Source organism: Enhygromyxa salina, from assembly GCF_002994635.1.
GTDB classification, from domain to species: domain Bacteria; phylum Myxococcota_A; class Polyangia; order Nannocystales; family Nannocystaceae; genus Plesiocystis; species Plesiocystis salina_B.
In genome coordinates, this window is sequence record NZ_PVNL01000127.1 from 27,000 (window position 1) to 39,434 (window position 12,435).

The window sequence follows — 12,435 nt, forward strand, 5'->3', positions numbered from 1 at the left end:
AGTTTGCGAGCACAGATCACCATGCATCAACCCGACCCCCACCAAGCCAGCGAATCGACGACCGCGTGCAGGATCTGTGCGCTCGGGTCCGATCATCCCGGGATCACGATCGACGACCAGCAGATCTGCAACCTGTGCAGCCTCAACCAGGTCGAGGGGCTGCTCGACAACTACCGCTACACCAGCGAGGTGTTCGCCGAGTTCCAGGCAGCCGCCCCAGCGGCCGGCGACTACGACTGTCTGTTCATGTACAGCGGGGGCAAGGACAGCACGTACATGCTCGACTTGTTCGTCAACGAGTACGGCAAGCAAGTCCTGGCCTACACCTTCGACGTCCCGTTCGAGAGCGTCCACGCCGCGCAGAACATCGCGCTCGCGCGCGAGAAGATCGACGCGACCTTCGTCGTCGACGCCGACGACGACAACATCAAGCTGATGATGCGCGAGGTCTTCAACCGCCCGGCGCCGGCCAAGCCCGGGCGCTACCTCGACGAGAAATTGCCGTGCGTCTCGTGCCGGACCTTCTTCGTGCTCAAGGCGATCTTGTGGGCCTACCGCGAGAACATCCCCTACATCGCGCTGTGCGCCGACCCCCAGCAGATCCTGACCATGGAGTCGAACGTGCGCGAGGTCGTGCGTGGCTTCTACAAGACCTTCGGTGAGCAGCTCACGGGGACCTTGTTCGGTGAGCAGCTCGAGGACCTGCTGTTCGACGAGGACGAGAACCTGCCCAAGATCGTGTTCCCGTTCATCGCGATGCGCCACGACTACGACCCCGATCGCATCGTCGAGGTGCTCCGCGCCAAGGGTCTGTACGAGTCCTCGCCGCTCGAGACTCACTGCACGCTGTTCCCCCTGCTCAACTACTACTCGTACAAGAACTGGGGCTGCATGTTCTACAAGCTCAACGCGTCGAGCCACGTGCGCTCGGTCAAGCGCAACGCCGACTACGACCGCAACACCTTCAGCATCAAGTTCCCGCGCAGCCTCGACCTCGGCGAGGTCGATGCGCGGCTCGGCGAGGTCGTGATGGCGATCGCCAAGGGCGAGGGCCAGCGAGCCGATCACGAGGCCACGCTCGTCGCCCTGTTTAAGCGGATGGATGCGTCGGAGGACGCCGCGCGCTTCGTCGCCCGCAGCTTCCTCGACATGCGCTCCGTAGCCTCGGAGCTCGGCATCCGCCTCGATGATTGACACCTGGAGACCTACGATGACGACTGGACAACACAATATTGCGATTATCTCGATGGCCTGCCGGTTCCCGGGTGCGGCGTCCGTGGAGCAGTTTTGGGACCTGCTGAAGGGCGGACGTGAGGGCCTGCGCCGCTACACCGACGAGGAGCTGCTCGCGGCCGGGGTCGCGCCCGAGCGGCTCGCCGACCCCACCTTCGTCAAGGCGGCGCAGACCATCGACGAGCTCGAGGACTTCGACGCCGAGTTGTTTGGCTTCACCGCCGACGAGGCCGAGATCCTCGATCCCCAGCACCGGGTGTTCCTCGAGTGTGCCCACGAGGCGCTCGAGCGCGGGGGCTACGACCCCACGGCGTGCCCGGGTCACGTCGGCGTCTACGCTGGCGCGGGCATGAACAGCTACCTGCTCGACAAGCTCGGCCGCCGCTACACGAGCGGCTCGGCGATCGAGCGCTATCGCCTGATGCTGGCCAACGACAAGGACTTCCTGGCCACGCGCGTGTCCTACAAGCTCAATTTGCGCGGGCCGAGCCTCAGCATCAACACGGCGTGCTCGACCTCGCTGGTCGCGATCCACAGCGCGTGCATGGGCCTGGTCGGTGGCGAGTGCGACATGGCCCTCGTCGGCGCCGTGCACCTCGCCCTCGAGAAGGGCTACAGCTATCAAGAGGGCATGATCTTCTCGCCCGACGGTCACTGTCGGGCGTTCGACGCTCAGGCCCGCGGCACGGTGATCGGCAGCGGGGTGGGGGTCGTCGTGCTCAAGCGTCTCGAGGACGCGCTGGCCGACGGCGACTGGGTCCACGCGATCATCCGTGGCTCGGCGATCAACAACGACGGCGCCGACAAGGCGGGCTACACGGCTCCGAGCGTCGGTGGCCAGGCCGAGGTCATCGCCGACGCGCTCGCGATCGCCGATCTCTCGCCCGACTCGATCAGCTACGTCGAGGCCCACGGCACCGGCACCCCGCTCGGCGATCCGATCGAGGTCGCCGCGCTCACGCAGGCGTTTCGTGAGGGGACCGGCCGCGCGGGCAGCTGCGCCCTCGGATCGGTCAAGACCAACATCGGCCACCTCGACACCGCCGCGGGGATGGCTGGACTGATCAAGACCGTCTTGATGCTCGAGCACCGGCAGCTGGTCCCGAGCCTCCACTTCGAGCGGCGAAACCCCGAGATCGACTTCGACGCGAGCCCCTTTTACGTCAACACCGAGACCCGGGACTGGATCGCGGAGGGCCCCCGCCGCGCGGGCGTGAGCTCGTTTGGGATCGGTGGGACCAACGCCCACGTCATCCTCGAGCAGCCGCCGTCGCGGACGGCCGCGACGTCGCGCCGCAGCCACGAGCTGGTCCTGGTGTCGGCGCGGTCCGAGGCCAGCCTCGATCGCCTGAGCATGAAGCTCGCGCGCGAGCTCAAGCGCCGGCGTGAGCTCGAGCTCGGGGCCGTCGCCCAGACCCTGGCCTGTGGGCGTCGGAGCCACGCCCACCGGCTCGCGGTGGTCGTCGACAGCGTCCGCGACGCGGCCATGGTCCTCGCGCTCGGCGACGACGCGCGCGTGCGCCGGGCCGTGGCCGGGCGCGAGCGGAGGACCCCAGTGCTGGTGCTGACTGGCGCCAGCGTCGACCCGGCCGAGATCCGCGAGCTGTGCGACGCGCTGCCGGCCTACCGCGCGGCCCACGAGGACTGCGTGCGGGCGCTCGGGACCACCAGCGTGGACCCGGGCTTCGTCCACGAGTACGCCCTCGTTCGCGCGCTGATGTCCTGGGGCGTCGCGCCGGCTGGGCTCGCGGCTGCGGGGCCTGGCCTGGCCGTGGCCGCGGCCGTGGCCGAGGTCGTGACCGTGGCCGAGGCCGCGGGCTTGCTCCTGGGTCAAGCCCCGCGCCAGCTCGAGCCCGCGCGCCTGCGGGTCATGAGCCTGAGCCGGGGGCGGTGGATGAGCGAGGTCGAGGCTGGCCGCGCGGACAGCTGGATGGGCGGCAGCGGGTTCTCGAGCCTCGACGCGCTCGGCCCGGATCATCGCCCGGTCGAGGTCGCGCCGGCACCCGGCCGCGCCCGGGGTCTGGCCCACGTCCTCGACCTCGTCGGGGCGCTGTGGGTCGCGGGACTCGACCTCGATCTCGCGGCCATGCACGGCGAGACGATCGGGCGGGTGCCGCTGCCGACCCCGGCCTTCGAGCGGCGCCGCCACTGGTTCGAGCCGGACAGCGGTGGCGAGCCGCCTTTGGCCGCCGCGAGCAGTCAGCTCCGCGCGGTGTTCGAAGCTGGCGACCCCGTGGCGATCCGCGAGGCGCTGACGACCTGCGTCGTCGACGAGGTCGCCAAGGCCGTCGGCGGGCGCGAGCGCGTGCGCCTCGACGCCAACCTGTTCGATCTTGGCCTCGACTCGCTGGTGCTGATCGGCATCGCCGCCAAGCTCGCGACCGAGCTGCGCGTGGAGGTCCCCGCCAGCACCTTCGTCGAGTTCCCCACGATCACCAGCTTCGTGGACAACCTGAGCGTGCAGCTCGGCCTCACCGCAGCCGAGACCTCGCCCGGGACTGAGCGCGTCTCACGGCGCGCCCAGCGAGTCGCCGCGCGCCGCTCCGACCTCGACTGAGCGCCGACCGAGTCCCCACCCGCAAGCCTGTGGCCGCGCTACAGCGCGCGCTTCGGGATGCAGCACGAGAGAACACCGTGGACCACAAACGCAAACAGTTGCTGAGTCTCCTTGCCCAACTCGTGGCGCCGACCAAGGCCCCGACCGACGAGGGCGTCGCGATCATCGGTGTCGCCGGCCGCTACCCGCTCGCGGACGACGTCGGCGAGCTGTGGGCCAACCTCGCCAGCGGGCGCGACTGCATCCGCGAGGTCCCGGCCGCGCGCTGGGACGCCGACGCCTTTCATGACGCGAGCGGACGCCAGGGCTGCTACAGCAAGTGGGCCGGGTTCATCGACGACGTCGACAAATTCGACCCGATGTTCTGGCAGATCTCACCGGCCGACGCCGCGGCCATGGATCCGCAGGAGCGCCTGTTTCTCGAGACCGCCGCGGCGGTCCTCGATGACGCCGGCTGCCCGGCGGCCAAGCTCGCCGCGGCCGGGCCCGTGGGCGTGTTCGTCGGCGCGATGAACAGCAACTACGAGTGGATGGGCGGCGAGGCCGACGCCCGCGGGGTCGAGACCGAGGCCCACTCCAACTATTGGTCGCTGGCCAATCGCGTGTCCTACGTGTTCGACTTCAGGGGCCCGAGCATGGCCGTGGACACGGCCTGCTCGGCGGCCTCGACGGCCATTCACCTGGCCTGCGAGAGCATTCGTCGCAACGAGTGCGTCGCCGCGATCGCCGGCGGGGTCAACTTGATCCTCCACCCGATGCACATGCGGACCCTCGCGCGGCGCGGGATGATCTCGCGGGGGCCCAAGCTGCGGGCGTTCGGGGCCGGGGCTGACGGCTTCGTCGACGGTGAGGGCGTGGGCGCCGTGCTGCTCAAGCCGCTGTCGGCGGCCGTCGCCGACGGCGATCGGATTCTCGCCGTGATCCGCGGGACGGCGATCAACGCTGGCGGCAAGACCGGCGGCTACACGGTCCCGAGCTCGTCGGCTCAGGCCGAGGTGATCCGCGCGGCGCTGGCCCGGGCCGGGGTCGGGGCCGAGACCATCAACTACGTCGAGGCCCACGGGACCGGGACGCCGCTCGGCGACCCGATCGAGATCGCCGGCCTCGTCGCCGCGCTCGGCCCAACCCGGGACGCGGGCGGGCACGTGGCCGTCGGCTCGGTCAAGTCCAACGTCGGTCACCTCGAGTCGGCCGCGGGCATCGTCGGCCTGACCAAGGTCCTCTTGCAGCTGCGCCACGCCCAGCTCGCGCCCTCGCTCCACGCCGCCGCGCTCAACCCCAAGCTCGACCTCGACGCGACGTCGTTCGTGATCCAACAGCGGCTGGAGCCGTGGCCCAAGCTCGAGCTGAGCGGGCCACAGGGCGCCCCGCACAGCTCGCCGCGGCGGGCGATCGTCAGCTCGTTCGGCGGCGGGGGGGCCAACGCGTGCCTGGTCGTGGAGGAGTACTGCGGGCCCGCGCAGGAGCGGGATCGGGCGGCCCTCGCCGGGCCGCAGCTGTTGGTCCTCTCGGCCAAGAGCGAGCACTCGCTGCTGGCCAACGCCGGGGCCCTGGCCAGGCACCTGCGCCGCAGCGCCGAGGCCGTCGAGGCCCCGAGCGCGGAGGCCCGGGAGCGCGCCGAGGGGGTCTGCCTGCGCCTCGCCGCCGAGGCGCTCGGCGTGGAGGCCAACGAGCTCGAGCTCGACCGCGATCTCGTCGACAGCGGGTTCGGCCTGGCCGAGTACGGGCGCCTGCGCGAGCTGCTCGCGGCCGAGCTCGGGACCACGCCGCCCGCGGGCGTGGCCGCGGCCCGGAGCGCCCGGGAGATCGCGGCGCTCGTCGTCGTCGCCGCAGGCGAGGACCCGCGCGAGCGCGGGCCACAGCTCGCCGATGTCGCCCACACGCTGCTGGTCGGGCGCAGCGGGTACGAGCGCCGCGCGGCGTTCGTGGCCACGCGGCTCGACGAGGCGATCGAGGTTCTCGAGGCCTTCGCCGCCACGGGCAGCGACCCGCGGGTGGCCGTGGGTCATGCGGCGCGGGTCCGCACGGAGCTGAGCGCCGCCCAGCGAGACCAGCTCGACCGGGCGGTGGCGCAGCGCGAGCTCGACGTCGTGGCCAAGCTGTGGGTCGCCGGCGCCGAGCTCGAGTGGGCGCAGGTCGGACCCGTCAGCGCCCGGCGCGTCGAGCTGCCGAGCTATCGGTTCGAGCGCACGCGCTGCTGGATCCCCTCGCTGCCGGAGCCGGTGAGCCGGGAGCCGGCGAGCCCGGCGCTGGTCGAGCGCGAGCTAGTCGAGCGCGAGCCGGTCGAGCGCGAGCCGGTGGCGCTCCCGGCCGCCGAGTTACCTCGCTTTTATCGCCCGACCTGGCGCCGCGCCGAGCGTGCGCGGGGCCTCGGTTGGGCCGCGACCCGTCCCGCTCGCGTGGTCGCGCTCGTCAGCGCCGCGTCGGCCTGGCTGGCTGACGCGATCGCGGCCCGGCTCGCCCCCGGCCAGCTCGAGATCATCGATCTCGACGAGCAGCCGCGGGAGGCCTGGCTGGCGCGAAGCGTCGCGGCAGACCTCGTACTTCACCTCGGGGGCGCGAGCCTGGCCCTCGTCGGCCTCGGCAGCGCCGAGCAGCTCGCGGCCGATCAGCGCCGGGGCTCGCTCGCGCTGTTCGAGCTGCTGCGCAGTGAGGGCTGCGAGCGGGTGATCGTGGTCACCAGCGACGCGTTCGCCGTGGCGGGCGGCGCCGTGCACAACCCCCTCGCCGCGGGCATGTACGGGCTCCTGCAGGTCGCGCCGAAAGAGCGCTCGCAGCTGCGCGTCGCCGGCCTCGACTTCGCCGGAGCCGAGGTCGGGACGGCGCTCGGGCGCCACGCCCTCGTCGACGAGATCCTCGCGCTCGGGCTCGACGGTTCGAGCCCCTGCGTCGCGCTGCGCGAGGGCGTCCGCTACGAGCGGCAGCTCGGGGCGATCGAGCTGCCCGCGGGCGGCCCGGTCTACCGTGAGCGCGGCGTCTACCTGATCGTCGGTGGGACCGGCGGGATCGCGCGCGAGCTCAGCCTCGCGCTCGCGGCCCGCCACCAGGCCCGGCTGCTGTGGTTGAGCCGCGGTCCGATGCGGGCCGAGCATGAGGCGACGGCGGCGAAGATCCGCGAGTACGGCGGCGAGCTCGTCCATGTCCGCGGGGACGCCTGCTCCGAGGCGGACCTGCGCGCAGCGATCGCCACCGCGCGCGCGCGCTTTGGTGGGCTGCACGGCGCCATCCATGCCGCGATGACGTTCGACAACCACGTCCTGTCCGCGCTCGACACGGCCAGCTTCGTGGCGGCGACGCGGGTGAAGATCGACGGCGTCGGGGCGCTCGCCCGTGCGCTCGCGGGCGAGCCCCTCGACTTCCTCGCGCTGTTCTCGTCGGCGGGCTCGTTCGGGAGCTTCGCTGGCAACGGCGCCTACATCTGTGCGTCGACCACGGAGGACGCCTACGGCCAGCTGCTTCGCGCGCGCCTCGGCGTGCCGGTGACCGTGATCAACCAGGGCTACTGGGGGCAGGTCGGATCGGGGGCCCAGCCGGGCCTGGCGAACATCTTCGCCGGCCTCGGCATCGAGGCGTTCAGCGCTGCCGCGGGCGTCGAGGCCGTGGGCCAGATCCTCGCCAGCGGCCTCGCTCAGGTCATGCCGATCCGCGCCTCGAGCCGGGCGCTCGAGGCCATGGGCTACACGCCACAGGCGGACGCTCGGCTGCTCGCCGCTGACGGCGGGCCCTCGCTCGCGGCCGCGCGGGATCGCCTGCTCGCCGACGGCGCCCCCGATCTCGCGGCCGCCGAGGTGCTCGCGGGCTACGCTGAGATCGAGGCGGTCTCGGTCCGGCTGCTGCTCGATGCCTACCGGCGCATGGGTGTGTTCCACCGGCCCGGTGAGCGCCACGAGGGCGCGGGCCTGCGGGCCAGGCTCGGGATCGTCGCCAAGTTCGACCGGCTGCACGAGGCCCTGATCAACATCCTCGTCGATGCCGGCTTGCTCGAGCGTCGCGCGGGGGAGCTGTGGACGACGGCGGCCGTCGCCGAGGTCGAGATCGAGGGCCTGTGGGCCTGGGCCGAGGCCGCGCTCGATCAGCTCGCGCGTCGCTACCCGAGCATCGAGGCGACGATCACCCTCAACCGCCTGTTCCTCGCCGACTACCCGAGGATCCTCCGCGCCGAGATCGGGGCCACGCAGATCATGTTCCCGGGGACCTCGATGAAGCTGGTCCAGAACTTCTACAAGGGCAACCCGCTGACCGACTCCTTCAATCGGCTCGTGCGCGAGAGCGTCCGCTGCTTCGTCGAGCAGCGGGGCCAGGCGGGGGTCGAGGTCATCGAGCTCGGGGCGGGGACCGGCGCGACGAGTGAGTGGGTCCTGGCCACGCTCGCCGAGTCCGGGCCCGGGGCGCGCTACGTGTTCACCGACATCTCGCCGCGCTTCGTCGAGTTTGGTCGCGAGCGCTTCGCCGCCGACTACCCGTTCGCGCGCTTCGAGACCCTCAACCTCGATCGGGACCTGGACAGCCAGGGCTTCGAGGCTGGCGTCGCCGATCTGGTCGTGGCGACCAACGTCGTCCACGCGACCCGCAACCTCCGGGCGACCCTGCGCAAGGCCAAGGCGCTCCTGCGCCCAGGCGGCTGGCTGGTGCTCAATGAGCTGACGATGGTCCGGCCGCTCCTGACCCTCGGGGGCGGGGTGCTCGAGGGCTGGTGGGCCTTCGACGATGGCCAGCTGCGGCTGCCCGACTCGCCGCTCGCGTCGCCCGCGGGCTGGTCCTTGCTGTTGCGCGAGGAGGGCTACCGCGAGGTCGTCGAGCTCGGCGATGCCGGGGCCGAGCTGGGCCAGCGCGTGTTGATCGCCCAGAGCGATGGGGTGATCCAGTCCACGGCGGCGGCAGCGGTGGCAGCGGTGGTCGACGCGACGCCGGAGCCGGCGGCGCGAGTCGCCGCCGCGACCGGCCCGAGCCTCGAGCAGCGCTTGCGCGAGCTCGTCGAGGGCGTGCTGCAGCTCAACATGCAGATCGAGCCCGACCGCCCGCTGGCCGACTACGGCTTCGACTCCCTCAGCGGCATGAAGATCGTCGCGGCCGTCGACGAAGCGTTCGGGGTCATGGTTCCCCTCGCTGACTTCTTCGACCACCCGACCTTGCGTGAGCTCGCCGCTCACCTCGGCGCGCACTGGCTGGCCGAGGCCAGGCATTCGACTGCTCCGGCCGCGGCGACTTCGGGCCTCGGGGTCGCCGCCGCGCGCCCCCCCAGGCACGCGCCCGCCGAGGTGCCCGCGCCCGCAGCCGCGCCCGCAGCCACGCCCGCAGCCACGCCCGTCGACGCGTCGCGTCGGGCCCTCGCGGCGGTCGCCGCCGAGGTCCTCCGTCCGCGGGCGGCCGAGGCCGAGGTCGAGGCCAGCCACGCGCTGTCCGAGGGCCAGCGCGCGCTGTGGGTGATCGAGCAGGTCGCGCCCGCCAACTACGCCTACAACCTGCCGCTCGCGCTGTGGCTCGACCCCGAGCTCGATGTCCTCGCCCTGCGCGTCGCCCTGCAGGCCCTCGTCGATCGGCACGCGGCCCTGCGCGCGCGGGTATTCGTGGGCACCGAGGGCCCCCGGGTCGACACGCTGCGCGGGCCCGAGCTGCCCTTCCACCACGTGCTGACCACGGCCGTCGACGAGGCCGAGCTGCGCGAGCGCATGCGCGAGGATCTGCGCCGGCCGTTCGAGCTCGGGGACGGTCCCCTGGTTCGGGCGAGCTTGTACACCCTCGGTGATGGTCGCCACGCGCTGCTGCTGAGCTTTCATCACATGGTCTTCGACGGCGTCTCGATCGGGCTGCTGGTCGCGGAGCTCGAGCGTGGCTACGCCGCGCTGGGCCGGGGCGAGGCGCCGCCGCGCACCGCTCCAGCCCGCAGCTACGCCGATTTTGCTCGCTGGCAGCAGGACTCGCTCGCCGGGCCGGAGGGCGTCCGCCAGCGCGACTACTGGCTCGCGCGCCTGCGTGGACGTCAGACCCAGATGGCGCTGCCCCTCGATCGGCCGCGATCGGCGACGCCGAGCTTCGTCGGGGCGAGCGTCGACGCTCAGCTCGGTCCGCAGCTCATGACCAACGCCCGCGCGCTCGCGGCCCGCGAGCGGACCTCGCTGTTCACGGTCATGCTGACCGGCTTTTTGGCCCTGCTCCATCGCTACTGCGACCAGGACGACGTCGCCGTCGGCACGCCGACGGCTGGGCGCCCGTCGCGGGGCTACGACGATGTGCTCGGCTACTTCATGAACATGGTCGTGATCGCCGAGCGCGTCGATCGGGCGGAGCCGTTCACGGAGCTGCTGCGCCGGGTCCACGCGGCCAACCTCGACGCCCTGAGCCACAGCACCTACCCGCTGCTCACGCTGTTCGAGGCGCTCGAGCGCGAGACGCCAGGCCAGGGCGCCGCGCGCTTCAACGTGGCCTTCTACTTTCAAAACTGGGTGCGGGAAGCCGGCGCCAACGCGCTGGTCTCCGGGCCCGTCGAGGGCGTCCACCAAGAGGGCGAGTTCGAGCTCACGCTCGAGATCGTCGAGCAGCGCGAGGGCTGCCGCTACACCCTCAAGTACAACCCCACGCTGTTCGACGCCGAGACCATCGTTCGCTTTGGGCGTCACCTCGAGCAGCTCCTGGCTGCGGCCGTGGCTGATCCCGATCGGCCGATCGCGGCGCTCGAGCTGCTTGGTGCCGACGAGCGGGCCTCGCTCGGGGCCATGCGCGCCGGGCCGTATCCGGCCGACAGCTTGGTGTGGGAGCTGGTCGCGCGTCAGGCCCAGGCGCGGCCCGAGGAGCTCGCCGTGCGCTGCGGCGCGGACGAGCTCAGCTACCGCCAGCTGATGGCGCGGGTCGGCGCGCTCGCCGGGCGCCTGCGCGCGGCCGGGGTCGGGCGTGGGCGGCGGGTCGGCGTGCTGCTGCCGCGCGACGTGCTGCTCCCCGTCGCGCTGCTGGCCGTGCAGGCCGCGGGCGGGGCCTACGTGCCGCTCGACCCCACGTACCCGAGTGAGCGCCTGCGCTACATGGCCGAGGACGCCGGGCTCCACCTGATGCTCACGCACTCGGGCATCGACGCCGACTACGGCGCCGCCGCGCGGCTGCTCATCGACGCGGACGAGGCTCCGCCCCAGCGGCCCATGCCCGGCATGCCCGGCATGCCCGCCATGCCCGGCACGCCCGACATGCCCGGCATGGCCGGGCCCGAGGACGACGCCTACGTGCTCTACACCTCGGGCTCGACGGGTCGACCCAAGGGCGTGCGCGTGCCCCATCGCGCGCTGACCAATTTCTTGTCGTCGATGGCGCGCGAGCCGGGCTTTGGCCCGGGAGACACGCTGCTGGCGCTGACGACGGTGTGCTTCGACATCTCGGGCCTCGAGCTCTACCTCCCGTTGATCTGTGGTGGGACGGTCGAGATCGTCGCGGCCGAGGTCGCCCGCGACGGCATGCGCCTGCGCGAGGCGATCGAGGCCAGCGCGGCCACGGTCATCCAGGCCACGCCGACGACCTGGCGCATGGTCGAGGCCGCGGGCTGGTCGGGCTCGCCGACGCTCAAGGTCCTGTGTGGCGGCGAGGCCCTCCCCGCCGACCTCGCCGCGACCTTGGTCGCCCGCAACGCCCAGGTCTGGAACCTCTACGGGCCGACCGAGACGACGATCTGGTCCTCGCTCGCTCGCCTCCGCGCCGGGGACCGGGTGACGATCGGGGAGCCGATCGCCAACACGGCGCTCTACGTGCTCGACAGCGCCGGGGCTCTGGCGCCGATCGGTGTGGTCGGCGAGCTCTGGATCGGTGGCCACGGCGTGGCCCGTGGCTACCTCGGCCGACCGCAGCTCAGCGCCGAGCGCTTCGTCGTCGATCCCTTTGTCGACGATCCCACGGCGCGGATGTATCGGACGGGTGATCTCGTCCGTCGCCTCGCCGACGGGCGCGTCGAGTACATCGGTCGCAAGGACGCGCAGGTCAAGCTCCGCGGCCATCGGATCGAGCTCGGCGAGATCGAGGCGAGCTTGCTGCGCCTCGACGGCGTGCGTGAGGCCGTGGCCGTGGTCCGCGAGCACGGGTCCCCCTCGCTGCGTGCGTGCTACGTCCTCGCCGAGGGCGCCGCCGCGCCGCGTCGCGAGCAGCTCGCGGCTTGGCTGCCGGACTACATGATCCCCGACTCGCTCGTGCGCGTGCACAGCTTGCCGCGCACGCTCAACGACAAGATCGACCGACAGACGCTCGCGTCGCTGTCGCAGGCCCAGCTGGTCGCGCGCTTCGGTGAGGGCGACGAGCTCGCGGCCACGCCCGCGGTGCGCGAGCCCGAGCTGCGCGACGGGGCGCTCGTGGCCCAGCTCGCGGCCATGGTCGCCGACGAGCTCGGCGTCGCGGCCGAGGAAGTCGGCGCGCGCACCCCCCTCGGCGAGCTCGGGATGAGCTCGGTCAGCTTCACGGCCCTCAGCGCGGCCCTGCGGGCCCGCTACGCCGTCGAGATCTATCCGACGATCTTCTACCGCCACACGACCCTGGCGGCCCTGACGGACCACCTGTGGGCCGAGCATCGCGCCGAGCTCGAGGCCCACTTCGGTCAGCGCGCTCGTGCTCTGGTCGCGGCTGTCGACGCGCCCGTGGATGCCGGAGCCAGCGCGGGCGCGTCGACAGCCGCGACC

General features: G+C 72.2%; 3 protein-coding genes. All 3 read left to right on the forward strand.

Going from position 1 to position 12,435, the window contains the following annotated elements; all coding sequences use genetic code 11:
• Positions 1 to 21 precede the first annotated feature (21 nt).
• Positions 22 to 1,194 (forward strand): adenine nucleotide alpha hydrolase family protein, encoded by a 1,173-nt coding sequence (locus tag ENSA7_RS33345; RefSeq protein ID WP_106093461.1) that lies wholly within the window; start codon positions 22 to 24, stop codon positions 1,192 to 1,194.
• Positions 1,195 to 1,210: 16 nt separating this feature from the next.
• Positions 1,211 to 3,790, forward strand: a complete 2,580-nt coding sequence (locus ENSA7_RS33350) for a type I polyketide synthase (RefSeq protein ID WP_106093462.1) — start codon at positions 1,211 to 1,213, stop codon at positions 3,788 to 3,790.
• Positions 3,791 to 3,912: 122 nt separating this feature from the next.
• The coding region (locus tag ENSA7_RS45145; protein WP_219908103.1) for a non-ribosomal peptide synthetase at positions 3,913 to 12,435 on the forward strand (8,523 nt) is incomplete at its 3' end.